This window comes from Primorskyibacter sp. S87, from assembly GCF_049801055.1.
GTDB lineage: Bacteria > Pseudomonadota > Alphaproteobacteria > Rhodobacterales > Rhodobacteraceae > JBNAGF01.
Window position 1 is genome coordinate 335662 of sequence record NZ_JBNAGF010000001.1, and the last position, 24999, is coordinate 360660.

The 24999-nt window shown below is 58.9% G+C and carries 24 protein-coding genes; 12 read left to right on the top strand and 12 right to left on the bottom strand.

Annotation, left to right across the window (positions count from 1 at the left end; genetic code table 11):
* Nucleotides 1–36: 36 nt before the first annotated feature.
* From ACP15U_RS01715 to gloB, 3 genes are all read right to left on the bottom strand, one after another.
* Nucleotides 37–1002 carry a M23 family metallopeptidase gene (locus ACP15U_RS01715; RefSeq protein ID WP_425043391.1) on the bottom strand — a complete coding sequence of 322 codons (966 nt, stop codon included), beginning with the start codon at nt 1000–1002 and terminating at the stop codon, nt 37–39.
* Nucleotides 1002–3326, bottom strand: a complete 2325-nt coding sequence (gene clpA, locus ACP15U_RS01720; RefSeq protein ID WP_425043392.1) for an ATP-dependent Clp protease ATP-binding subunit ClpA — start codon at nt 3324–3326, stop codon at nt 1002–1004. Before clpA ends, ACP15U_RS01715 begins: the two co-directional genes overlap by 1 nt.
* 166 nt (nt 3327–3492) lie before the next feature.
* The gene (gene gloB / locus ACP15U_RS01725) at nt 3493–4260 is read right to left on the bottom strand and encodes a hydroxyacylglutathione hydrolase (RefSeq protein ID WP_425043393.1); all 768 of its coding nucleotides are present in this window, start codon (nt 4258–4260) and stop codon (nt 3493–3495) included.
* A 61-nt stretch (nt 4261–4321) separates the two neighbouring features.
* On the opposite strand from gloB, the gene ACP15U_RS01730 reads away from it, so the two are divergent.
* The 7 genes from ACP15U_RS01730 to ACP15U_RS01760 all read left to right on the top strand — a co-directional run bounded on the left by ACP15U_RS01730 (nt 4322) and on the right by ACP15U_RS01760 (nt 10796).
* Complete coding sequence (locus tag ACP15U_RS01730; protein ID WP_425043394.1) at nt 4322–5101, top strand: class I SAM-dependent methyltransferase; 780 nt, start codon at nt 4322–4324, stop codon at nt 5099–5101.
* A gap of 343 nt (nt 5102–5444) precedes the next feature.
* A complete protein-coding gene (locus ACP15U_RS01735; protein ID WP_425043395.1) occupies nt 5445–6005 on the top strand; it encodes a F0F1 ATP synthase subunit delta in 561 nt (186 codons plus the stop codon).
* Nucleotides 6006–7544, top strand: coding sequence for a F0F1 ATP synthase subunit alpha (gene atpA, locus ACP15U_RS01740; RefSeq protein ID WP_425043396.1), 1539 nt, complete (start codon nt 6006–6008; stop codon nt 7542–7544). It begins immediately after the preceding gene.
* Between the two features lie 12 nt (nt 7545–7556).
* Nucleotides 7557–8432 (top strand): F0F1 ATP synthase subunit gamma, encoded by an 876-nt coding sequence (locus tag ACP15U_RS01745; protein WP_425043397.1) that lies wholly within the window; start codon nt 7557–7559, stop codon nt 8430–8432.
* A gap of 18 nt (nt 8433–8450) precedes the next feature.
* Nucleotides 8451–9875, top strand: a complete 1425-nt coding sequence (atpD, locus tag ACP15U_RS01750; protein ID WP_425043398.1) for a F0F1 ATP synthase subunit beta — start codon at nt 8451–8453, stop codon at nt 9873–9875.
* Nucleotides 9876–9887: 12 nt separating this feature from the next.
* Nucleotides 9888–10301 (top strand): F0F1 ATP synthase subunit epsilon, encoded by a 414-nt coding sequence (locus ACP15U_RS01755; RefSeq protein WP_425043399.1) that lies wholly within the window; start codon nt 9888–9890, stop codon nt 10299–10301.
* Nucleotides 10302–10445: 144 nt separating this feature from the next.
* Entirely contained in the window at nt 10446–10796 is a 351-nt protein-coding gene (locus tag ACP15U_RS01760) for an H-type lectin domain-containing protein (RefSeq protein ID WP_425043400.1), read from the top strand.
* A gap of 142 nt (nt 10797–10938) precedes the next feature.
* Here the strand turns inward: ACP15U_RS01760 and ACP15U_RS01765 are convergent, their stop codons facing one another.
* Both ACP15U_RS01765 and ACP15U_RS01770 read right to left on the bottom strand, forming a co-directional pair.
* Complete coding sequence (locus ACP15U_RS01765; protein ID WP_425043401.1) at nt 10939–12918, bottom strand: bifunctional 2',3'-cyclic-nucleotide 2'-phosphodiesterase/3'-nucleotidase; 1980 nt, start codon at nt 12916–12918, stop codon at nt 10939–10941.
* Between the two features lie 312 nt (nt 12919–13230).
* Nucleotides 13231–14250, bottom strand: a complete 1020-nt coding sequence (locus tag ACP15U_RS01770) for a ribose-phosphate pyrophosphokinase (protein ID WP_425043402.1) — start codon at nt 14248–14250, stop codon at nt 13231–13233.
* A 107-nt stretch (nt 14251–14357) separates the two neighbouring features.
* Between ACP15U_RS01770 and ACP15U_RS01775 the strand changes: the two genes are divergently transcribed.
* A complete protein-coding gene (locus ACP15U_RS01775; protein WP_425043403.1) occupies nt 14358–14960 on the top strand; it encodes a 2-hydroxychromene-2-carboxylate isomerase in 603 nt (200 codons plus the stop codon).
* A complete protein-coding gene (locus ACP15U_RS01780; RefSeq protein ID WP_425043404.1) occupies nt 14957–15790 on the top strand; it encodes an alpha/beta fold hydrolase in 834 nt (277 codons plus the stop codon). The genes ACP15U_RS01775 and ACP15U_RS01780 overlap by 4 nt, the downstream gene beginning before the upstream one ends.
* 75 nt (nt 15791–15865) lie before the next feature.
* Here the strand turns inward: ACP15U_RS01780 and ACP15U_RS01785 are convergent, their stop codons facing one another.
* From ACP15U_RS01785 to ACP15U_RS01815, 7 genes are all read right to left on the bottom strand, one after another.
* Nucleotides 15866–16903: a threonine aldolase family protein gene (locus ACP15U_RS01785; RefSeq protein WP_425043405.1), complete on the bottom strand. Its 1038-nt coding sequence runs from the start codon at nt 16901–16903 to the stop codon at nt 15866–15868.
* Between the two features lie 13 nt (nt 16904–16916).
* On the bottom strand, nt 16917–17387 hold the full coding sequence (locus ACP15U_RS01790) for a YcgN family cysteine cluster protein (protein WP_425043406.1): 471 nt from the start codon (nt 17385–17387) through the stop codon (nt 16917–16919).
* Complete coding sequence (locus tag ACP15U_RS01795; RefSeq protein ID WP_425043407.1) at nt 17384–18361, bottom strand: bifunctional riboflavin kinase/FAD synthetase; 978 nt, start codon at nt 18359–18361, stop codon at nt 17384–17386. Before ACP15U_RS01795 ends, ACP15U_RS01790 begins: the two co-directional genes overlap by 4 nt.
* Nucleotides 18362–18507: 146 nt before the next feature.
* A complete protein-coding gene (locus ACP15U_RS01800) occupies nt 18508–18951 on the bottom strand; it encodes a MaoC family dehydratase (protein WP_425043408.1) in 444 nt (147 codons plus the stop codon).
* 114 nt (nt 18952–19065) lie between these two features.
* Entirely contained in the window at nt 19066–19941 is an 876-nt protein-coding gene (locus tag ACP15U_RS01805) for a TIGR01459 family HAD-type hydrolase (RefSeq protein WP_425043409.1), read from the bottom strand.
* Nucleotides 19942–20030: 89 nt separating this feature from the next.
* Nucleotides 20031–20954: a PLP-dependent cysteine synthase family protein gene (locus ACP15U_RS01810; RefSeq protein ID WP_425043410.1), complete on the bottom strand. Its 924-nt coding sequence runs from the start codon at nt 20952–20954 to the stop codon at nt 20031–20033.
* 158 nt (nt 20955–21112) lie between these two features.
* Nucleotides 21113–22033, bottom strand: coding sequence for a manganese-dependent inorganic pyrophosphatase (locus tag ACP15U_RS01815; RefSeq protein ID WP_425043411.1), 921 nt, complete (start codon nt 22031–22033; stop codon nt 21113–21115).
* A 141-nt stretch (nt 22034–22174) separates the two neighbouring features.
* On the opposite strand from ACP15U_RS01815, the gene ACP15U_RS01820 reads away from it, so the two are divergent.
* The 3 genes from ACP15U_RS01820 (at nt 22175) to groL (ending at nt 24984) form a co-directional block, all read left to right on the top strand.
* The gene (locus ACP15U_RS01820; RefSeq protein WP_425043412.1) at nt 22175–22846 is read left to right on the top strand and encodes a DUF2161 domain-containing phosphodiesterase; all 672 of its coding nucleotides are present in this window, start codon (nt 22175–22177) and stop codon (nt 22844–22846) included.
* 154 nt (nt 22847–23000) lie between these two features.
* Entirely contained in the window at nt 23001–23288 is a 288-nt protein-coding gene (locus ACP15U_RS01825; RefSeq protein WP_425043413.1) for a co-chaperone GroES, read from the top strand.
* A 55-nt stretch (nt 23289–23343) separates the two neighbouring features.
* Entirely contained in the window at nt 23344–24984 is a 1641-nt protein-coding gene (gene groL, locus ACP15U_RS01830) for a chaperonin GroEL (protein WP_425043414.1), read from the top strand.
* Nucleotides 24985–24999: the final 15 nt, after the last annotated feature.

The window sequence follows — 24999 nt, forward strand, 5'->3', positions numbered from 1 at the left end:
ACCCAAGAGATCGTGGCCCCGCCGATATGTCCGAGATCAGTAGATCGTTGTTTCAGTTTCGATCCGGCTGATCGGCTGGCCATCCCGGATCAGAGAAACGCGGCCTCGGTAGTCTCCTAGCGGCCAGCTTTCGGATTTCAGCTTTCGCCCAAAGGCACGGAACAGCCGGGCCTGATCTTTTTCAAGAACGGCGTCGTGTTCCGCGAAATTTCCTTCCGGACCGTTGATCTCGATGCGAAGGATATCCCCTTTGCGGCCGCCGAATACATAGCCGAACAGAACCAGACCGGGGCTGTCCGAAGGCAGGCTGGCATAGCTGGTCTCCCCGGCCTGAACTTCGGCGAATTCCGGCACCCTTGGCGCGAACCCGGCCGAGATCAAGCTGCCGGGCACATAGTCAATAGGCTCCTGCCAGAGGATGTCGCCGCCTTCGCCACACTGGGTCACGTCGCCGGTGGCGAACGGATCCACCACTTGCCCTTCGTAACGGACAGACAAGTGAATATGCGGAAACTGCGTTCGTCCACTCAGTCCGACCTCACCCAGAACGGTGCCGCGTGTAACGGTTTGGCCCTGCTCCACTTGGATCGATCCAAGCTTCATATGGCAGTATTGGGTTTCCCACCCGCCATCGTGGGCGATAACGACGCCATTGCCGCACTCCTTGCCTTCGACGCTGGCGGCGGTGGCACGGGTGAAATACTGGTCGGGCATCTCGTCACGGACACCGCGCACGACGCCGTCGGCCGATGCTAACACGTTTACCCCCGCTTTCATGTCGCGCAGTGACAGAAGCGAGATATCTGTCCCCTTGTGCCCATCATATGAAAGTGGGCCGCATGTGTGGTCCCGGTAGCCGCTGCCGGGATCCCGGTCGACATAATTCTGGATGTGACAGGTTTCTCCCAATGTGCAGTCGATGGGCAGGCTCAGCACGGGTTCGCCCGCCGCAGGAAGCGCGGCGAGCGCCAGAATGCTTTGCAGCAATAGGGCAGGGCGCATCAATCAGCCGTCAGCAATGGCGGCTTGTCACCCGGTATGCGCGGATTCCCGGGGCCTTCGATACGCAGATCCAGTTCACCATTCTTGACGCCGACCTTGACCACACCACCCTTAGCGAGCTTGCCAAACAGCAGTTCTTCGGCCAGCGGTTTCTTGATGTTCTCCTGAATGACGCGCCCCAGAGGACGTGCGCCCATCTTGTCATCATACCCCTTGTCGGCGATCCACTCTGCCGCCGGTCGGGTGAGCTCGATCGACACGCCACGGTCCAGAAGCTGGGCTTCGAGTTGGAGAACGAACTTCTCAACCACCTGAAGAATAACCTCCTTCGGAAGCGGTGCGAACGAGATCACGGCGTCCAGCCTGTTGCGGAACTCCGGAGTGAAGGTGCGCTCGATGGCGGCGGTATCCTCACCCTCGCGGCGGTCACGGCCAAAGCCTATAGCCGCTTTGGCCTGTTCCTGCGCGCCGGCGTTCGACGTCATGATCAGCACCACATTGCGGAAATTGACGGTGCGACCATTGTGGTCTGTCAGCTCGCCGTGGTCCATGACCTGCAGCAGGATGTTAAAAACATCCGGGTGGGCCTTTTCGATCTCGTCAAGGAGCAGCACGCAATGCGGATGCTGGTCGACGCCATCTGTCAGCATGCCGCCCTGATCAAAGCCGACATAGCCCGGCGGTGCGCCGATCAGGCGGGAAACCGCATGTTTCTCCATGTATTCAGACATGTCGAAGCGTAGAAGCTCAACACCCAGCTGATCTGCCAGTTGCTTGGCCACCTCGGTTTTGCCAACACCAGTCGGGCCTGCAAACAGGTAGTTGCCGATAGGTTTCTCAGGTTCGCGGAGCCCCGCCCGGGCCAGTTTGATCGCAGACGACAGGGCTTCGATAGCATCGTCCTGCCCGAACACGACGCGCTTGAGGCTGGCTTCGAGATCCTTGAGCACCTCGGCGTCGTCCTTGGACACACTCTTGGGAGGAATTCGGGCGATTTTGGCAACCACCGCTTCGATTTCCTTGACGCCAATGGTCTTGCGGCGTTTGCTTTCCGCAACGAGGTGTTGTGCCGCCCCCGCTTCATCGATCACGTCAATTGCTTTGTCGGGCAATTTCCGGTCGTTGATGTAGCGTGCCGACAATTCCACAGCCGTCTTGATCGCGTCGGCGGTGTATTTGATGTCGTGGTGCTTTTCGAAATACGGTTTCAGACCGCGCAGGATCTTGACAGAATCTTCGACCGTTGGCTCGTTCACATCGATTTTCTGGAACCGGCGCGACAGGGCCCGATCCTTTTCGAAATGCTGGCGGAACTCTTTGTAAGTGGTTGATCCCATTGTACGCAGCTTGCCGCCCTGAAGCGCGGGTTTCAGCAGGTTCGACGCATCCATCGCGCCGCCAGAGGTTGCACCGGCACCGATCACCGTGTGAATCTCGTCGATGAACAGCACCGCGTCCGGATGGTCCTCCAGCTCGGTTACAACAGCCTTAAGCCGCTCCTCGAAATCCCCGCGATACCGGGTGCCGGCAAGCAGCGCGCCCATGTCGAGGGAATAGATCGTGGTTTCACGCAGAACCTCGGGCGTTTCACCGGCCACGATTTTGCGGGCCAGTCCTTCGGCGATTGCGGTCTTGCCGACACCGGGGTCACCAACCAGCAGCGGGTTGTTCTTGCGTCGACGGCACAGAACCTGAATGCAGCGTTCCACCTCGGAATCGCGGCCGATAAGCGGATCGATATCGCCGTCGCGCGATTTGGCGTTCAGGTCGATGCAATACTTGGCAAGCGCGCTTTCCTTCTGCTCTGCTTCAGGAGCGCTTGACTGTGTTTCCTCTTCGGCCTGCTCGGCACCCGAAATCGGGCGGTTCTCACCATAGGCCGGGTCCTTGGCCACGCCGTGGGCAATGAAGTTCACAGCGTCATAACGCGTCATGTCCTGTTCCTGAAGGAAGTAGGCCGCGTTGCTTTCACGTTCAGCGAAAATGGCAACCAGAACATTGGCGCCGGTCACTTCGGTTCGACCCGAACTCTGAACGTGGATCGCAGCGCGCTGGATCACACGCTGGAAGGCAGCGGTTGGCACAGCCTCGGAGCCATCGATATCCGTTACTAGGTTAGACAGGTCTTCGTCGATGAACTCGAGCAGAGTGCTGCGAAGTTCGTCCAAATCGACGCTGCATGCTTTCATGACCCGCGTTGCATCGGGTTCGTCCAGCAACGCCAGCAGCAGATGCTCCAGCGTTGCGAATTCGTGACGCCTTTCGTTGGCAGCCGCAAGGGCCGCGTGGATAGCGTGTTCCAGTGTGCTCGAGAATGAAGGCACGCGCGTGCTCCTCTGTCTTGGGGCGGAAGGGGGGAGCGTGTTGGGGTGCACCCCCGGACCAACCATGTCCTCATAGTATTAGAGTTTGGTTGATCGATCCGGGGCTTCAAGGCTTTTCTTTGGTTTTTGGGTCATATTTCCCAAAACCGTGACATCCGGTGAGGCATCAGAACCTGTCTTTGCGGCCACGTATCTCTGCGAACACCTCGGCAGCAGCGGCCTGTTCCAAACCCAGATTTCGTCTTATGTTCGCGTCATTTGCCCTCAAAAACGGATTTGTGGCCTTTTCCAGCGACAGGAGCGAGGGAACGGTCGGGCGGCCGGCAGCGCGGTCATCGGCAATTTCAGCTATTCTTGTTTTCAATGCTGGGTTGTTCGGGTCAATTGTTTCCGCAAACTGGCCGTTCGCCTGTGTGTATTCATGTCCTGAGCACACCAGAGTGTCGTCTGGCAGCGCAGCAAGCTTGCTCAGAGAGGCCCACATCTGCGGCGCAGTTCCCTCAAACAACCGCCCGCATCCGAGCGCCATCAGGCTGTCAGCGGTGAACACGGCCTTGCTGAGCGGGAAATGAAAGGCCACATGACCGACGGTATGGCCGGACACATCGAGAACGTCGCACTGTTCGCCGCAGATGGTCAGGTTGTCGCCGTCACGAACCTTATCATCCAGAGGCGGAAGGCGATGGGCGTCCGCCGCGGCGCCGATCACCCTGGCAGGGTGGGCCTCGAGAATTTCTGGCACCGCGTCGATATGATCACCGTGGTGATGGGTCAGCAGAATGTGGCTAAGCTTCCAGCCACGCTGCGACAGATCTTTGAGTATTGGGGCGGCTTCGGGGGCGTCCACCAGTGCCGTCTCTCCGCTTTGGGCGTTATGGACGAGAAAGGCATAATTGTCTGAAAGACATGGAATGGTTACGATTTCAAGAGGCATGGTCTTTTGAACCTTGATTGCTAGACTGTCCTCAGATTGGCCGATCGGACGGGCAGCTGCAATGCATCTTGATGTGCAGGATCTTCGCAACTTCTATTATCGCAGCACGCTGGGGCGGGCGGCGCAGGCGGCTATTCGCGGACGGATGCTTGGCCTTTGGCCTGAAGCCAAGGGATTGACAGTCGCCGGTTTCGGTTTCGCTGTGCCGCTGCTCAGGCCCTATCTGAAGGATGCCCGTCGGGTAATCGGTGTGATGCCCGGCCCGCAGGGCGTTATGGCGTGGCCTGCGGGAATGCCCAACGTGTCGGTCCTGGCCGAAGAAACCTTGTGGCCAATTGAGACAGGCCAGTTGGACCGGCTGGTGGTCATGCACGGGTTGGAGACGTCTGAGCGACCGTCGCAATTGCTTCGGGAGTGTTGGCGGGTTCTTGGTCCGGGGGGCAAGGCGATGTTCATCGTACCGAACCGGGCCGGGCTCTGGTCACGGTCGGACAAGACCCCGTTCGGCTTTGGCCGGCCCTATACGCTCGGGCAGTTGGAGAACCAGCTGCGCGAGCATGACTTTACCACAGAAAGTCATTGCGCGGCTTTGTATCAGCCACCGTCGTCACGAAGGTTCTGGCTAAAATCTGGCACATTGATGGAGCGTGCCGGAACGCGACTGCCGGCAATTTTGGCCGGCGGCGTCTTCATGGTCGAGGTTTCAAAGCGCGTGCACCCGCAGAATGGGCAGAAGAGCCGCGAAGCGCCGCCTAAGCGGATCCGCGTTCTCGAAGGGCTGTCGAACCCACGTCCCGAGCCTGCATGGCGGGCGGGCCGACAGGGGGACAGCGCGATATGACCGGCGTCTGGCGACGGCACCTTTTTAGCATTGGTTGCTTACCGCCGCGTAAGCCGGAATGCGGGCTGATTTGCCGAATTGTGCTTCAAGGAATCGCTAAAAACCACGAACCCGTAACATTTTTCGACCGGCAATTCGGGTGCAAAGGGTCGCAGTTCTTCTAGTGCGTTGAAATCAATATATTTTAGATGAGACCTGTTACCGTTATACTATATTGCGGGGTCGCACCTGCTCTGCTACATCCCCGGTGATTTTGATGGCCTGCCGTCCTGGCGGGTCTTCTTCACGCCCCCCGCACGCGCCAACCGGCGTAAACCGGGGCCAAAATATCGGAAGGGTGGACGTGTCCGAACCAGCTTCGATTTCCGCAGGCATCGCCGAGCGATATGCCACCGCGATCTTTGATATCGCAAAAGAGAACAAGAACCTTGATGGGCTGGAAACCAGCATCAACGATCTCTCGGCTGCGTTGGCCGAAAGCGATGATCTGAAAAGCCTGATTGCGTCCCCGCTTGTGTCGCGGACCGAGCAGGAAGCAGCGATCACCGCCATCGCTGAAAAAATTAACTTGGCACCGGTGATGCGCAATTCGCTGGGTCTGATGGCGCAGAAGCGCCGCCTGTTTGTTGTGCCGCAGCTGCTGGCCGCCCTCCGTGAGGCGCTGGCCGACGAGCGCGGTGAAGTGACTGCCGAGGTGGCCTCGGCCAAGGCGCTGACCAAAACGCAGGTCGAAAAGCTTTCCAAAACGCTGACAAAACGTGTTGGCAAAACCGTTACGATTAATGCGACCGTTGATGAAAGCCTCATCGGCGGTCTTGTTGTCAAAGTGGGCTCGAAGATGATCGACAGCTCGATCCGCTCCAAGCTCAACTCCCTCCAGAATGCAATGAAAGAGGTCGGATAAATGGGTATCCAAGCTGCAGAGATTTCTGCAATCCTGAAGGACCAGATCAAGAATTTTGGTCAGGAAGCAGAAGTGGCCGAAATCGGCCGCGTGCTGAGTGTCGGCGACGGTATCGCCCGTGTCTATGGTCTCGACAATGTTCAGGCCGGTGAGATGGTCGAATTCCCCGGCGGTATCATGGGCATGGCGCTGAACCTGGAAAGCGACAACGTCGGCGTCGTGATCTTCGGCTCGGACCGGGACATTAAAGAAGGCGACACCGTCAAGCGCACCAACTCGATCGTGGACGTGCCGATCGGTGACGAACTGCTGGGCCGCGTTGTTGACGGTCTGGGCAACCCGATCGACGGCAAGGGTCCGATCAAAGCCAAGGCGCGCGGCGTGGCCGACGTCAAGGCACCGGGCATCATTCCGCGTAAGTCGGTGCACGAACCGATGGCGACTGGCCTGAAGTCGGTTGACGCGATGATCCCGATCGGCCGTGGCCAGCGGGAATTGATCATTGGTGACCGTCAGACGGGTAAAACTGCCGTCGCTCTGGACACCATCCTGAACCAGAAGTCGGTTAACGATGCGGCAGGTGACGACGAATCCAAGAAACTCTACTGCGTCTACGTAGCGGTTGGTCAGAAGCGGTCGACTGTTGCCCAGTTGGTGAAAAAGCTCGAAGAGTCCGGCGCCATCGAATACTCGATCGTCGTGGCCGCAACTGCCTCCGACCCGGCACCGATGCAGTTCCTTGCACCCTATGCCGCAACCGCGATGGCTGAATTCTTCCGCGACAACGGTCGCCATGCTCTGATCATCTATGATGACCTGTCCAAGCAGGCCGTGTCCTATCGTCAGATGTCGCTGCTGCTGCGCCGCCCGCCGGGACGTGAAGCCTATCCGGGCGACGTTTTCTATCTTCACTCGCGCCTGCTGGAGCGTTCGGCCAAGCTGAACGAAGATTTCGGCGCTGGCTCGCTGACCGCTCTGCCGGTCATCGAAACTCAGGGCGGCGACGTGTCGGCCTTTATTCCGACCAACGTGATCTCGATCACCGACGGCCAGATCTTCCTCGAAACCGAACTGTTCTACCAGGGTATCCGCCCCGCCGTGAACACCGGTCTGTCGGTTTCGCGTGTGGGCTCCTCGGCTCAGACCGACTCGATGAAATCGGTTGCTGGTCCAGTTAAACTGGAATTGGCCCAGTATCGCGAGATGGCGGCCTTTGCCCAGTTCGGTTCAGACCTTGATGCCGCGACCCAGCAGCTGCTGAACCGTGGTGCGCGCCTGACCGAGCTGATGAAGCAGCCGCAGTATTCGCCGCTGACCAACGCCGAGATCGTCTGCGTCATCTTCGCCGGCACCAACGGTTATCTCGACAAGATCGAGGTCACAGAAGTGGGCCGTTACGAAGCCGGCCTGCTGGCGCATTTGCGCGGCAAGCACGCCGACCTTCTTCAGTGGATCACTAACGAAGATCCCAAGATCAAGGGCGAGGCTTCGGACAAGATCAAGGCTGCGCTGGACGAATACGCCGCAACCTTCGCTTAAGGAGACGCGGCAATGCCAAGTCTTAAGGACCTAAAAAACAGGATCGAGTCGGTCAAATCGACCCGCAAGATCACCAAGGCCATGCAGATGGTCGCGGCCGCGAAACTGCGCCGCGCCCAGGAATCTGCCGAAGCCTCCCGGCCTTATGCCGAACGGTTCAATGCCGTGATGGCGGGGCTGGCTGCCGCGGTCGAGGGGAGCGATAGCGCCCCCCTCCTGCTCCGCGGGACGGGGAGCGATCAGGTTCAGTTGCTGATCGTCATGACGGCCGAACGTGGTCTTTGTGGTGGCTTCAACTCGAACATCGCCAAGCTGGCCCGTCAAAAGGCTGACGCGCTCAAGGCCCAAGGCAAGACGGTCAAAATTCTGACCGTCGGTAAGAAGGGCCGGGACGCGATGAAGCGTGAATACGGCGATCTTTTCGTCGGTCACGTGGATCTGAGCGAAGTAAAGTCGCTGGGCTACTCGAATGCTCAGGACATCGCCAAGGACATCTTGTCCCGTTTCGACGGCGGTGAGTTTGACGTGGCGACGATCTTCTACGCGAAGTTCCAGAACGTCGTGACCCAGATCCCGACTGCCCAGCAGGTCATCCCGGCTTCGTTCGGGGAGGTCGAAGCTGATACCGGGGGCGCGGTCTATGACTACGAGCCCGGCGAAGAACAGATCCTGGCCGACCTGCTGCCTCGCGGCGTGGCGACCCAGATCTTTTCGGCCCTGCTTGAGAATGGCGCATCCGAACAGGGTGCCCGGATGAGCGCGATGGACAACGCGACCCGCAACGCTGGTGAAATGATCGACAAGCTGACGATTCAGTTCAACCGCTCGCGTCAGGCCGTGATCACCAACGAGCTGATTGAAATTATTTCCGGCGCCGAAGCGCTGTAAGAAAACCGGAGACGAAACATGGCGAATGCAAAAGGCAAAGTCACACAGATCATCGGCGCCGTCGTGGACGTGCAGTTCGATGATGCGCTGCCTGAAATTCTGAACGCGCTGGAAACCGAAAACAACGGCAAGCGCCTCGTGCTTGAGGTTGCCCAGCACCTTGGTGAAAGCACTGTCCGCACCATCGCGATGGACGCGACCGAAGGTCTCGTTCGAGGTGCCAAGGTGACCGATACCGGCGGCCCGATCTCGGTGCCGGTCGGCAATGCCACCCTGGGCCGGATCCTGAACGTTGTCGGCGAGCCGATCGACGAAAAGGGAGACGTGAAAGCCACAGAAACCCGCGCCATCCACCAGGACGCGCCCGAGTTCGACGAACAGTCGACCGAAAGCGAAATCCTCGTGACCGGCATCAAGGTCGTCGACCTGCTGGCCCCCTACGCCAAAGGTGGTAAGATTGGCCTGTTCGGCGGCGCCGGCGTGGGTAAGACCGTTCTCATCATGGAACTGATCAACAACATCGCCAAAGTGCACTCGGGCTTCTCGGTGTTCGCGGGTGTTGGTGAACGGACCCGTGAGGGCAACGACCTTTACCACGAGATGATCGAATCCAACGTTATCAAGCCCAATAATCTGGAAGAATCGCAAGTGGCCCTGGTCTACGGCCAGATGAACGAACCTCCCGGAGCCCGTGCCCGTGTTGCTCTGACCGGTCTGACACTGGCCGAGCAGTTCCGCGATCAGTCCGGTACCGACGTTCTGTTCTTTGTCGACAACATTTTCCGCTTTACCCAGGCCGGCTCCGAAGTGTCCGCTCTCTTGGGTCGTATTCCTTCGGCTGTGGGCTACCAGCCGACGCTGGCGACCGACATGGGTGCCCTGCAGGAACGCATCACCTCGACCAAGTCGGGCTCGATCACCTCGGTGCAGGCGATCTACGTGCCTGCGGACGACCTTACCGACCCCGCGCCGGCAACCTCGTTTGCGCACCTCGACGCGACAACCGTTCTTAACCGTGCGATCTCGGAAAAGGGTATCTACCCGGCTGTTGACCCGCTCGACTCGACCTCGCGTCTGCTCGACCCGGCCATCGTCGGCGAAGAGCACTACAAGGTTGCAACCGACGTTCAGCAGATCCTCCAGCGCTACAAGTCGCTGCAGGACATCATCGCCATTCTCGGCATGGACGAACTGTCGGAAGAGGACAAGCTGACCGTGGCCCGCGCCCGTAAGATCGAGCGTTTCATGTCGCAGCCGTTCGACGTGGCCCAGGTGTTCACCGGTTCGCCCGGTGTGCAGGTTCCGCTCGATGAAACCATCTCGTCGTTCAAGGCGGTTGTGGCCGGCGAATATGACCACCTGCCCGAAGCGGCCTTCCTGATGGTTGGCGGCATTGACGAGGTGATCGCCAAGGCCGAAAAGATGGCCGCGGAAGCAGCCTAAGGAGCAAGCCTGATGGCAGATACCATGCAATTTGACCTTGTTTCGCCGGAACGGAGGCTTGCCTCTGTTCCCGCAAACTTGGTCCAGATTCCAGGGGCGGACGGGGACATGACGGCAATGCCTGATCATGCGCCGACCATCACCACCCTGCGGCCCGGTCTGCTGCGTGTCGAAGGCCCGGACGGGCAGTCGGAATACGTGGTTACCGGCGGTTTCGCGGAAATCGGGGCAGGGGCGATTACGGTGCTCGCTGAGAAGGCCATCCCGGTCAACGAAGTGACACGTGCCCATCTGGACGAATTGATCGCAGATGCGCGCGCTGCGCACGATGCAGCCAAGGACTCGACCGATGCGAATAGCATCGTGGACGACGCCGCCAAGCTGCTGGCCGATATGGAAGCCCTCGGCGATCACATGAGCCTCTGATTTCCTGTCAGGAAACTGGATGCGACAACAATTTGACCGGCCGTTCTTGTGAGCGGCCGGTTTTCCCTTTCCCCGGCGCGTTTTCGTCGGTGGTTTTGGGGCACTCCTGCGGTATAGAAGTGCGAATGCTGGACGAATTGCACGATGAAACGATTTTTGACCCATCCCATCGGAATTGAGCAGGGCGATGTGCCGCTGTTTGCCGACTTTGAGAATGACGGACCCATGTGGACCGGATCCGGGCCGCGTGAGGCTCGAAAGAGGGTCAAGTTCTCAGAACCCTTTCGCGGTGTTCCCGCGGTTCAAGTTTCGATCTCTCTCTGGGACGTGGACACGGCAACTGCGGTGCGAGCCGAGGTTCTGACTGACAGGATTTCCACCGAAGGGTTTGAAATCGTGTTCCGAACATGGCTCGACACCCGATTTGCACGCCTGCGCGTCGCATGGACCGCGATCGGTGAAATTGCGCATGAGGATGATTGGGACATTCCCTAAATAGGGCATGCCTCGCCGGACGGTCGGTGGCCAAGGGCCAACGGCGGTTGACCGCCTGCCAGCGCCGCAGACCGGGCCGGTCGCCGCATTGCCCGCACTGGTGTGGTGGCGGGCAACTTAGGCCAAATTAAGATCCTTCGACCTAAAGTTTGATGCGGAACATCGCGAAGCCGTCGGCGCCGTCGCCGGCATCTTCAATGCTTACTCCCTTGACGTCGTTCATATAATCACGGGCTTTCGGCCCGGTTTCAAACAGAACTGTCGTGTCATCCAGCGGTGCAAATGACCAGTTTGAATCCGCTTTCGGATCAATCGTGCCTTGTTCGACGATGTAGCGAACGATGACGTCGCGGTTCGTGTCCGGAGCTTCAAAAACGATTGTGTCTCCTTTTGCCCCGGGGAACGATCCACCGCCGGACGCGCGATAGTTATTGGTCGCAATAATGAAATCCATATCGTCGGTCACTGGTGCGCCATTGAATTCCAGATTGACAATCCGAGCCGCGTTTGGGTTTTCGTCTTCACCCTTGGGGCCAAATCTGGACGGCTGGGACAAATCGATCTGGTAGGTCACACCATCCACGACGTCGAAATTGTAAGACGGGAAGGACGGGTTGAGCAGCAGAGCGTCTTTTGAACCGACGTCTACCTGATTGAACATGCCCGCAGATCGCTCGAGCCAGCCGCGAAGCTGAGCGCCATTGATCCGCACAGCCCGGACAGTATTCGGATACAGGTACAGATCCGCCACGTTCTTGATCGCGACATCGCCAATTGGCACGTCGGTATAATATTCTGGCCCGCCGCGTCCCCCCGCCTTGAACGGAGCTGCCGCCGACAGGATCGGCAGGCCTTCGTGCTCGGTGCCTTTCAGCATCTCTTCGACATACCATTTTTGCGCAATCGACACGATCTGCACCGAGGGGTCATCAGCGACCAGCGCAAAGTAGCTGTGCAGCGGGGCCGACGTTTTGCCGACGGCACGACGAACATAGGCCAGTGTTTCGTTGTGTTCGTTGGCCACCGAATCCAAGACCTTTTGATCATCGTCGACAAGAGCGGTGATCGAGCGATCTTCGTTGCGTTTCGAGATTGGACGCGCCTCGGACATGGTAGAAACGACGCGCCATTCGTTTCCATCGCGCTCGAGCAAGAGATCGAGAAGGCCGAGATGTGAACCCCAGAACCCGCCCATTACAGCCGGTTTGCCCTGAAGAGTTCCCTTGTCGACGTCGATCCCGGGCCGGTCTGCAAAGGTTGGAGATGGGAACACCAAGTGGTTGTGGCCCGTTACCAACGCATCGATGCCATCGACCCCGGCCAAAGCGACCGAAGCGTTCTCCATGCCGTCAGTATGGTCGGCCTCGCCGATTCCGGAATGTGACAATGCAAGGATCAGGTCGCAGCCCTGTTCTTTCATTTCAGGCACGTATGCCCGTGCTGTTTCCACGATATCGCGGGCGTGAACATTGCCTTCGAGATGCCTGCGATCCCAGTTCATGATCTGCGGAGGTGTAAAGCCGATGACACCGATCTTGATCGGGTGCTTGCTTCCATCGCCCAATTCGATTTCGCGTTCGAGGATCACATAAGGTGCGACCAGCGTTTTGTCCGCGCGCGGATCAGCCCCTTTTTCTTTGGCGATATTGGCCAAAACCACCGGGAATTCGGCACCTGCAAGCGCTTTGTCGAGGAAATCCAGGCCATAGTTGAACTCGTGATTGCCCAAAGTCGCAACATCAAAGCCGACCGTGTTGAAGGCGTTGATGATCGGGTGGCTGTCGCCTTCCTTCATGCCGCGCTCATAGGCGATATAATCGCCCATGGGGTTGCCCTGCAGAAAATCGCCATTGTCGACCAGCATTGAATTGGTCGCCTCGGCCCGGATTTCATTGATGATCGACGCAGTTCGCGACAGACCCACCGTGTCGCGCGGTTTGTCAGAGTAGTAATCGTATGGAAAAACATGAACATGGATATCCGTCGTTTCCATTATTCTGAGATGGGCCTGGTTGTTGGACGCTCTGGCGGAGAAGGGGTGCAACATTATTGCAGCCGCGCTGGCCGAAGAGGTTGCAAGAAACTGGCGACGTGAAATCAGATTTGCGCAGGAAAAGGACATTGGACACCTTTCGAGGTTGAATGGTAGATGCGTCTTTGATTCCTATGGCACTGAATTTGCGTAGTACCGGCTGAAGTTCGCACATCTCATGCCGAAACATGGGTAGCAATTGCGCCATAGCGACCAGCCTATATGCGTCAGATTTGGCTGGCAACACGGCTGAAAGTCAGCCGGCTGTTGCGCAGTGCCGGGTATTGTTGGAACTACAAACGGTAACTTGGCCCGCAACGCGGACGAAACCAAGGCTGTCTCTACAGCGGTCTGGTCAGGGACATTTCGAGAACGCCCCTCACCTGGTTGACGGTTCCGCGATCAGTCGCGACGGTAGAGTGACTCGTAGAGCGGGTTCAGGGTCCGGTCTTCGAACAGCGAGGACACGCTGGTTCCGTGCCAGATGTTCAGGATCGCCTGCGTGAACAAGGGCGCGGTGGGAACGATGCGGATATTCGGTGCGTTCAACACTGGTTCCGTGGGCTGAATCGTGTCAGTCAAAACCAGAGACTTCATTACCGAACTGGTCACACGCTCGACCGCCGGGCCGCTCATCACACCGTGCGAGATATAGGAATGCACTTCCTTGGCGCCATTATCCATCAGCACCTGAGCGGCCTTGCAGAGTGTGCCGGCAGTGTCGCAGATATCGTCGACAATCAGGCAGATCTTGTCGGTTACATCGCCGATCACCGTCATTTCGGCGACTTCTCCGGGTTTCTCCCGGCGCTTGTCCACGATCGAGAGCGGAGCGTTGATCCGTTTGGCCAATTCACGCGCGCGCGCCACGCCGCCCACGTCCGGGGATACGACCATCAGGTCAGACATCTGGTTCTTGAACTGGTTTTTTACATCAAAGGCAAAAATCGGTGAGGCATACAGGTTGTCGACCGGGATATCAAAAAAGCCCTGAATCTGGGCTGCGTGCAGGTCCATTGTCAAAACCCGCTCGATCCCTGCACCGGCAATCATATTGGCAACCAGCTTAGCCGTGATCGGTGTCCGTGCCTTGGTGCGCCGGTCCTGCCGCGCATAGCCGAAATAAGGGATTACCGCGGTAACCCGGCGTGCGGAGGATCTCCGCATCGCGTCGGCAATGATCAGCAACTCCATCAGGTTGTCATTGGCCGGGTTCGATGTCGGCTGGATGATGAACATGTCCTCGCCCCGGACATTTTCGAACACTTCGACGAAGATCTCGCCGTCGTTGAATCGCTCGACCCGGGCGTCCACGAGTTCCTGATCCACACCGCGGTGCAGGCTCATGCGTCGGGTGATTGCTTCGGCGAGCGGAAGATTGGCGTTCCCAGCAATAAGCTTGGGTTCGTTCAAGGTCGGCATTGGCTGATATCCCCAGGTAGCAACGGCAATGTGACAGATTCGTGATGTTGACACCGCTTAGCATGGGCTTACCGTCCCGCAAAGGTTACTGGGGAGAGAAAAGACACATGGCCGACATTGACTACTTCTTTGCGACAATTTCGCCCTACAGCTATCTGGCTGGAGCGCAACTGGAGGAGGTTGCGAGCAAACACGGCGCCACTATTGCGTACAAGCCCCTCGATATCGCGGCGCTGTTCAGTCGGACCGGTGGGTTGCCTCCCAAGGATCGCCATCCCTCGCGGATCGAGTACCGCGCACAGGATCTGGCCCGGCGCGCCAAAAAACTGGATATGGATTTCAACCTGCAGCCTGCGCATTTCCCAACCAATATGGCGCCGTCTTCTTATGCGATCATCGCGGCGGCAAAGGCCGGAGGCGGGGACGTGGGAAAGCTCTGCCAGACTATCTTGCGGGCTTGCTGGGCCGAGGAAAAGGATGTGGCCGACGACGCCGTGATCCGGGATTGCCTTGAGCAGGCAGGGTTCGACCCGGCGCTGTCGGATAGCGGCCTTCTGGTCGGGGCGGAAACCTATGCCGCCAATCTTGAAGAAGCCGTCGAACGCGGCGTGTTTGGCGCGCCGTTTTATGTGACACAGGACGGTCAAAGATTCTGGGGGCAGGACCGGTTGGAAGATCTCGACGCGCATCTGGCGGACATGCAAGGGTGAAGGGCCGTTTGCCGGACATGGAACGGATAGGGGACGGGCTGCCACAGCCCGTCCATGTTCGCAGTCTGGGCTCAGGTCCTAGACGCGTTCTGGCGATTCACTGCACCATTGCCCATTCCGGCGCGTGGAAGGGGCTGGCAGCCGCACTGGACCAAGAGGCTACGCTGACCGCCTTTGATCTGCTTTCCCATGGTCCAAGCCCGGATTGGGACGGGCGGGGCGACTTTCAGGATCGCAATGTTGCTGCCGCCGAAACCCTGCTGGGGGAACCGATGGATCTGATTGGTCATTCCTTTGGCGCAACTGTTGCCTTGCGACTGGCCATTGAACATCCTGATCGCGTTCGCAGCCTGACAATGATTGAACCGGTCTTTTTTGCCGTTGCCCGTCAGGACGCCCCCGATCTGTTCGGGCTGCACGAGCACGATGCGATTCCTTTTCGTGAAGCGCTGGAGGCCGGGGATGCCGCGCTTGCGGCCCGGCTGTTCAATCGAATGTGGAGCACGGACGCGAGCCCCCGCTGGCCTCGGCTGCCAGAGGCAACACGCGCCGCCATGACCCGTGGGATTCACGTTGTGCCCGCTTGCCACCCCTCGTTGTATCTGGACAGATCAGGAATACTTTCGTCTGGCCAGCTTGAGCAGGCGACAACGCCCGCGCTGCTCTTGCGCGGCAGTCTGACCCATCCGGTCATCAGAGCCGTCAACGACGGGCTGGCCCGTCGCATGCAGAACGCAAAAAACGTTGTGATCGACAACTCGGGACACATGCTTCCGATCAGCCACCCGAACGAGACAGCTGAAGAGATCCGAACGCTGTGGTCTCAATGACGTTGACGCCGAACCCGGTCAGCTGACGCGAGTTCCAATCAAAACCCGCCCTGCCGCTCAGAGGGCGCCCGGCCCTCAAAGCAACGACAGGAACCTGTCAATTTCCGCCTCTGGCAGCGACCAGTCGCAAACCATACGGCACGTCACGTGCTCGGCTTCGTCTGTTCCGTCAAGCTCCCCGTCCCAAAGGTGGTAGATCACTCCGGCGTCGTGAAGTTTGCGATGCAAATGCCGCGGGAAGCTGGCAAAAACCATGTTGGCCTGTGGTTCGTGCTTGAACCGGGCGCCAGCGGCTCTCAGCCCATCCGCCAGTCGCGCGCAGTTTGCGTTGGCCTGTCGAGCCGATCGCAACCACAGATCATCCTTGAGATAGGCCGCCATCTGCGCCGACAGGTATCTGTGCTTTGAAATCAGATGTGCGCCGCGCTTGCGCCGCAGTTCGAACTCCCACTCGCGCGCCTCGTCAAAAAAGATGACAGCTTCGACCCCCATGCACCCGTTCTTTGTTCCGCCGAAACTCACGGCATCAACACCGGCTTTCCATGTCATTTCGGCCGGAGAACAATTCAGCGCCACCAGTGCATTTGCAAATCGCGCACCGTCCATGTGAACCGGCAGGCCAAATTCCATCGCCAGATTACACAGCGCCTCAATTTCGGCGAGCGAATAGACTGAACCGCGTTCGGTCACCTGTGTCAGCGAAACCGGCCCCCGCTGCGGACCATGAACCCCGCGGGTTTCTTCCTTTTCGATCGCCGCCCGCAACGCGTCGGGGACCATCTTGTCGTTCTGGCCTACAAGCGTGAGCTTGGCGCCGCCAGAAAAGAACTCGGGCGCATTGCACTCATCCTCGTGAATATGCGCGACGGGAGAACAGAAAACAGTCTGCCACGGCGACCCGAGGGTCGACAGCGCCAGAGAGTTGGCCGCGGTTCCGGTGGTGACCAGATAGACGGCCGCGCCGGGCGCTTCGAAAACCGCGCGCAGTCGGTCGCGCACTTCGTTCATCAGGCTGTCGGCGCCATAGGCCATCGCATAGCCCTGATTGGCAGCAGCCAGTGCGTCCAGAACCTCGCCGTGAACCGGCCCCGAATTATCAGATGCAAAGTGCATTTTCAGCCCCTCCCTACAGCGGCTCCTCGATGATGTGGTCTTCCCATTCGTCTTCGGGTGTTTCGAATTCGGACACCGTGCGACCGCGGACCGAGACTCCCGCCGAATGCACCGTTTCCGCAGAGCCCGAAATCAATGGGTGCCAGTCATAGAGCGGTTTGCCTTCCCACAGCAGGCGATATGCGCAGGTTTGAGGCATCCAATAGGCATGGCTGTCCAGGTTATCGGGTTTCAGCACGATGCATTCAGGCACGAACTGATGGCGGATGTCATATTGGGTGCAGCGGCAACTTTCGTCGTCCAGCAACCGGCACGCAACACAGGTCAGAGCCACTTCGCCGCTGTCTTCGTCTTCGAGTTTGTTCAGGCAACATTTGCCGCAACCATCGCATAGGGCTTCCCATTCCTGTTGGTTCAACTTGTTCAGCCGCTTGCGCTCCCAGAACCGGGGCGCCAGTCCTTTGCGCTGGATCGGATCGTTCATGTTGTTTTGGTGGTCAGCGGCCCGGATGCCGGGCGGCGCTGGCAGTGTCCGGAGAGGATGTCACGCGACTGTGCGCAGTCTATCTGCATCTGGGCAGTCAACTCATCGACGCTGTCGAATTTCTGCTCGCCGCGCAGGTATTCCACCAACCCAACAGAAAGAGTGGCGCCATAGAGGTCGCCAGAGAAATCGAACAGGAACGTTTCCAGATTGGCGCGGTTCTCGCCAAACATGGGGCGCACACCCAGAGAAGCCGCTCCGTGATAGCTGCCGGCATGCGGCCCGTCGAGAACATCGACCAGAACGGCGTAGACACCGAAACGAGGTGGGTGAAGCCCCTCGATGGACATGTTTGCAGTGGGAAAGCCGAGCTCGCGACCGCGTTGTTCGCCGCCAATGACTTCTCCCTCGATCCGATGCCAGTGACCCAGCATCCCGGCGGCGTCACTTGGGCGCCCTTCGCTAAGCGCATTGCGGATCGCTGTCGACGACACAACGTCAGCGGAATGGGCCATCAGTGGCGCAATGGTGACGCCAAACCCCATCTCCTCGCCGAACCGCACAAGATCCAGCGCGTCACCGCTGCGGCCCTTTCCGAAGCAGAAGTCGGCCCCGACCACCACATGGGCAAGTCCCAGCCCTTCGGCAATGACCGAGCGAGCGAACTCTTCCGGCATCAGGCTGGCCAGACCGGAGTTAAAGTTCAATTCGTACAGCTTCTCGACGCCAAGCTTGGCCAGTCGATGCGCCCGCGCTTCGGAACGCATCAGACGAAAAGGCGGAGCGGATGGCGCGAAAAACTCGCGGGGGTGCGGCTCAAAGGTCATCACGCCCAGCGGTGCCTCCGGCGCGGCGGTCCGCGCCAGTTCGATGACCGACTGATGCCCCAGATGCACGCCGTCAAAGTTACCGATGGCGGCACTTGCCCCCCGGTCCTGTTCTTCGACGAATTGATGATCCCGAATTACTCGCATGGAGGCATGCCTAACTGCCCTGAACCGGCTGTTCAAGCGACCACTGTGGGGCTATGTGCAGCGAAGGGTGAAACAGGACGTGACGGAATCGCGCTTGAGTTGAAGTCGGGGGAGGCGACTGGCTGTTCCGGAACCTTGGGGGCGGGTCAGTCGAACTTGCGCGACGGGGCCAGCACCATCGCTTCGCCGATCAGAACCTTCTTGCCATCGACTGAGCAGTGACAATCGAGCTTTACGCGACGCTTGCCGACGTCGATATCGACGACCTTGACCTCGGCATAGACCATGTCACCCGGGCGCACCGGGGCCAGAAACTTCAGCGACTGACCCATATAGACCGTTCCGTGACCCGGCAGTTGTTCGCCAATGACTGCCGAGATCAACCCGGCTGTCAGCATCCCGTGCGCAATACGCCCTTCAAAGATCGTGTCACGGGCATAATCGTCATCAAGATGCACCGGGTTCCGGTCTGTCGAGACCTGCGCGAACATCTCGATATCTTCATCGGTCACCACTTTTCTGAGGTAGCGACTCATACCCATTTCGATGTCTTCGATGCAGATCGTTCCGCGCGGCAGGTTGTCCAACATGATGCCCTCTCAGTTCATCGCCAAATGGACGGGTGAGTAATATTGCGTCGCCCTCTTGGTGCATTCTGGCAACTTTATTACTTCGCAGGCGCAGAAAATCAAGCTCTAATTGCACTACCGCAACTGGCCGATTGTATATGTCGGATTTGATTTTTCCTCGTCCAGATAGGCGCTTAAGGCAGCTGCATCCGGGTCTGTCGCGGTTTTTGTTTCCGCAGCGGCCAATCCTCCGGAAATGAACAGGGAATCGATACCTTCGCCCATGCCTCCGGCAATGTCGGTATGAATGCCGTCCCCGATGGCAAGAATCTCGCCGTCGCCGATATCCACGCCGAGGCTCGACAGCCGACGCCGGGCTAGATCGTAGATTGGGGGATGCGGCTTGCCAAAAAAAAGGCTCTCACCACCCATCTCCGTATAAAGGCGCGCTAGGGCACCGGCGCACCATTCCCGTGTTTCACCTCGGTCAACGACGATGTCAGGATTTGCGCAAAGCAACTTGAGGCCCTTCTGCTTTGCATAGAGAAAATCGGCCCGGTTCACGTCGGGATCCGCCATCGGATCGAACGGCCCGCAACAGACGATGCCTTCGGCTTCCTGCAGGGGAACACGCGTGATTTCAACCGGGTCTTCCAGAATGTGCAGCGGTTCGAAAAAGCCGGCGTCGCGATCCCATTCGCCCATGAAATAGACGTTGGTGCCGACAGCGCCCCGGAACATGGCCGAACGCGCGCTGTCGCCACTGGTGGCGATCGTGTCATAGGCATCTTCGGGCACGCCGAACTGCACGAGCTGGGTGGCGACACCGGCGCGCGGCTTGGGCGAATTGGTCACCAGCACCACGATTCCGCCGTTGGCGCGATAGGTCTGCAAGGCCGAAACCGCCTCGGGAAAGGCCTGAACGCCATTGTGAACACAGCCCCAGAGATCGACGAACAGGGCGCGGTAACTGGTGGAAATCTCTGCGAGGGAAGAAACGATCTGGGTCATGGTTCGGTCCGAAAATCAGTGAATACAGTCCGCAGTGGTATGGCAAAGCATAACCGGCTGCACCAGAGATATCCCGTGAGTAGGCCCTTTCAGCCAAAAATATGCCCGCCGAGATACTTGGATCCGCTGTCGCAGCCCAGCGTCACAACCCGTTTTCCACGCCCCAGCTGCCTTGCATAGCCGATCGCGGCCACGACGTTCAGACCGGTGGACCCGCCGCAGAACAGCCCCTCTTCTCTGGCCAGCCTGCGGCACACGTCAAACGCGTCTTCCTGATCTATGGCCCGTGTTTCGCTGAGCAGGTTTCGGTCCAGGAACGGAGGGTAGAACCCGACCCCGACACCTTCGACCTTGTGCGGACCGCCGGTTCCCGTGGTCAGCAGCGGAGACTGCAGCGGCTCTAGCGCCACGACGTCAGGGCGGCACCCGGCGGCCACCAAACCGTCCAGCGCGCCCATCAGGGCGGCGCCGGTGCCGACCGCGGAACAGAACAGGTCGATTTCGGAATCGAGCGAATCGGCGATCTCGCGTCCCATGGGATTGTAACCGGCGCGCACGTCCGGCGACCCGAACTGGTCGGCATAGAAGCTGCCCGGCTTTGCGGCCAATGCGTAGGCGCGGGATTTCATGCGCTGAATCAGCTCGGGCGTGATTGTTCCGTCGCTGGGTTCGACAAGAACTTCGGCGCCATAGGCTACCATCGACTTTCGTTTGCTTTCGGAAAACGCATCGGAGAACACGGCCGTGAACTTCAGGCCAAGCACGGCTGCTGCAAAGGCCAAAGCGGTTCCTGTGCTGCCGCCCGTGTATTCAACGACCCGATCACCGGGCTTAACTGCGCCGCGTTCCAGTGCCCGGGTCAGGACCGACACGGCCATCCTGTCTTTGTAGGACCCTGTGGGGTTTCCGGATTCAAGCTTGACCCAGACTTCTGCCGCATCGTCTGGCACGACCTGTTCAAGGCGAATGATCGGGGTGTTTCCCACGGCCGATAACATGTTTGCGCGAGACATGGCGGTGCTCCTGCAATCCTGTCTGGCACCATCTTAGACCGGCGAAACTGTCTGAGCAAAATCGTGGCTTGCTCGCGCGGAAATTCGCCTTGCAAGGCGATCCACCAAAAAAGAGGGCGCCAATATTGGCGCCCTTGTCGTCGGAGTTGCGTGGGCAATCAGACCTTGAGGTTCGGAATGATCTGTTTCTTCCGGCTGACCACGCCCGGCAGGACAACGGTGTCACCGCCTGCATCGGCATCAAAGCTCTTTTTTGCCACGGCTTTAACAAGGTCGTTCGGCACCAGAAGTGTCGATTCCTCGTTGAGAATGTCCACGACGAAGAGCAGAACCTGATCAACACCGTCCTCGGAGGCCACGGTGGTCATGGCTTCGGCCAGCGCGGCCTTGCGGTCCAGCACGGTTGCAGGAGAGGTGGTCTCCAGAACCGAAACCCGGAACTTGGTTCCGTCCACTTCGTATTCTTTCGAATCCATGCGCAGCAGTTCGGCGTCCGAAAAGGCCGACACGTCGGACTTGGCCGCGAACATTTCGGCGGCGTAGTCGGGAATCGAAATTCCGAGTTCGGCCGCCAGACCTTCGGCGACCTTGCGATCGTGGTCTGTCGTGGTAGGCGAGCGGAATTCAAGCGTATCGCTTAGAATACAGGTCAGCATGGCGCATTTTACCGCGTCTGGCATCTTGGCCACATCTCCACCAATCAGGTCATACATGATGGTTGCAGTGCAAGCCACGGGCCGGATGGTGATGTCGATCGGCCCCTTCGTCTCGAGGCCGCCAACGAGCTTGTGGTGGTCAATGATGGCCTGAACGTCCGCGCCGTTGATGTTGGCAGGCAGTTCGGCTGGGTTGTTGGTATCCACTACGACGCAGGGCTGGCCGTCGGCCACATCTGAAATGATCTCGGGCTTGTCGAGGTTCCAGCGCTCCAGCATGAAGGTGGCTTCGGTGTTGGGTTCACCCAGCAGCTTGGGTTCGGCCGCGATGCCTTTGACCTCGTTCAGGTACCATGCCCAGATGATCGGCGAGCCGGTCGAGTCGGTGTCGGGGGATTTATGTCCGAAGACTTGCATCGTCATGTCAGTTTCCTGCGTTCAGAGAATTTTGCGCGCGTTATAGGGTGGGCTACTGGCGTTGTCACCGGCAGCTATGGTGTCAAATAGACGCGATGGTCGGTATTCGCTAGGTTTCCGAAACGGCAGGCAGGACGGACCATTGAAATGGACAGAGAGCAGGACCTCTACCCCCCGGTAAAAGCACTTCTCGAAGGACAGGGGTATACGGTCAAGGGAGAGATCGGAGCGGCCGATGTGGTCGCCCGCCGCGCAGATGAGCCGCCGGTTATTGTCGAACTGAAATTGCGCTTTTCGCTGACGCTTTTTCATCAGGCCATCGCGCGCATGAGCGTCTCAGATCTGGTTTATGTCGCTGTGCTGCGGCCAAAGGGGCGCAGTGCCCGGCGGTCGCTCAAGGACAATCTTTCGCTGTGCCGACGGCTGGGGCTCGGGCTGATGACAGTCAGACCCGATGGCCGGGTCGACGTGCATTGCGACCCCGGCCCGTACCGGCCGCGCAAGTCAAAAGTTCGCCAGACCAGACTGCTGCGGGAATTTGACCGGCTGGAAGGCGACCCGAATGCAGGTGGGGCGACGCGACATGGGATCGTGACAGCCTATCGGCAGGATGCTTTGCGCTGCGCGGCGCATCTGGCCGGCGCCGGCCCATGCAAGGGGGCGGACGTCGCCGCCGCCACCGGAGTGGCAACGGCCACACGGCTCATGCGGGACAACCACTATGGCTGGTTTCACAAGGTTTCGACCGGCGTCTATGACCTGTCTGAAACAGGGCAGGAGGGCCTGAAACACTGGGCCTATAGCTGGGATCACGAATGAGTGAAATTTTTGTGCGATGAGGCGTTGACAGATGCCGGATCTGTCCCTAGCTATTCGCCGTTGGCACTCGCCTCGAGTGAGTGCTAATGATCCTCGGGCTGGGAGAGCCGGGATCTAAATGGAAATCAAACTTTGAGCCCAAGGAGCTGCAAAGATGGCATTGAAACCGCTTCATGACCGTGTGCTGGTTCGTCGCGTAGAAAGCGACGAAAAAACCGCAGGCGGACTGATCATTCCTGACAGCGCAAAAGAAAAGCCCAGCGAAGGCGAAGTCGTCTCAACCGGCGAAGGCGCGCGCAAGGACAGCGGCGAGCTGATCGCGATGGCTGTCAAAGCCGGTGACAAGATCCTGTTCGGCAAATGGTCGGGCACCGAGGTCCAAGTCGACGGCGAAGAGCTGCTGATGATGAAAGAAAGCGACATCATGGGGATCATCGAGTAAGCGAGAACGCTTTTTCTGATCTTCATTCTCAACAAATTTCTCAAGGAGAAACGACATGTCTGCAAAGGACGTCAAGTTCGATACCGATGCCCGTAACCGTATGCTGGCAGGTGTGAACATCCTGGCCGATGCTGTTAAAGTGACCCTCGGCCCCAAAGGCCGCAACGTGGTTCTGGACAAATCCTTCGGCGCACCGCGCATCACCAAGGACGGTGTCTCGGTAGCCAAGGAAATCGAACTGGAAGACAAGTTCGAAAACATGGGCGCGCAGATGGTGAAAGAAGTCGCCAGCCGCACCAATGACGAAGCCGGCGACGGCACCACCACTGCCACCGTTCTGGCTCAGGCCATCGTTCGCGAAGGTCTCAAGCAGGTTGCAGCGGGCCTGAACCCGATGGACCTGAAGCGCGGCATCGACCTGGCAACGGCCAAGGTTGTCGAAGGTATCAAGTCGGCCTCGCGTGAAGTCAAAGACTCCGCAGAAGTTGCTCAGGTTGGCACCATCTCCGCCAATGGCGAAGCAGAAATCGGCCAGCAGATCGCAGACGCGATGCAGAAGGTTGGCAACGAAGGCGTCATCACCGTCGAAGAGAACAAGGGTCTGGAAACCGAGACCGATGTTGTCGAAGGCATGCAGTTCGATCGCGGCTACCTGTCGCCTTACTTCGTGACCAACGCAGACAAGATGATTGCAGAGCTCGACGACTGCATGGTCCTGCTGCACGAAAAGAAACTGTCCTCGCTGCAGCCGATGGTTCCGCTGCTCGAGCAGGTGATCCAGTCGCAAAAGCCGCTGCTGATCATTGCCGAAGACGTCGAAGGCGAAGCGCTGGCGACTCTGGTCGTCAACAAGTTGCGCGGCGGTCTGAAAATTGCTGCTGTCAAGGCACCGGGCTTCGGCGATCGCCGTAAGGCCATGCTGCAGGACATCGCAATCCTGACCGGCGGTCAGGTCATCAGCGAAGATCTGGGCATGAAGCTCGAGTCCGTGACCATGGACATGCTGGGCACCGCCAAGAAAATCGAAATCACCAAAGACGAGACCACTATCGTCGACGGTGCTGGCGAGAAAGCCGAGATCGAAGCACGTGTTGCGCAGATCCGCACTCAGATCGAAGAAACTTCGTCGGACTACGACCGTGAGAAGCTGCAGGAACGCGTTGCCAAACTGGCAGGCGGTGTTGCCGTTATCCGCGTCGGCGGCATGACCGAAGTTGAAGTGAAAGAGCGTAAGGACCGTGTGGACGATGCTCTGAACGCAACTCGTGCTGCCGTTCAGGAAGGCGTTGTTGTGGGTGGTGGTGTTGCTCTGGTTCAGGGCGGTAAAGCACTGGACACTCTGGAAGGCGAAAACGCTGACCAGAATGCAGGTATCAACATCGTTCGTAAGGCAATCGAAGCGCCGCTGCGCCAGATCGCCGAGAACGCGGGTGTCGACGGCGCAGTTGTTGCTGGCAAAGTCCGCGAAAGCGACGAGGCTGCATTCGGCTTCAATGCTCAGACCGAAGAATATGGCGACATGTTCTCGTTTGGTGTCATCGACCCGGCCAAGGTTGTCCGGACCGCTCTGGAAGACGCGGCATCGGTTGCCGGCCTGCTGGTTACCACCGAAGCAATGGTTGCCGACAAGCCCGCCAAAGAAGGCGCTGCTGCACCGGCAATGCCCGACATGGGCGGCATGGGCGGCATGATGTAATCAGGTTTCCTGCGG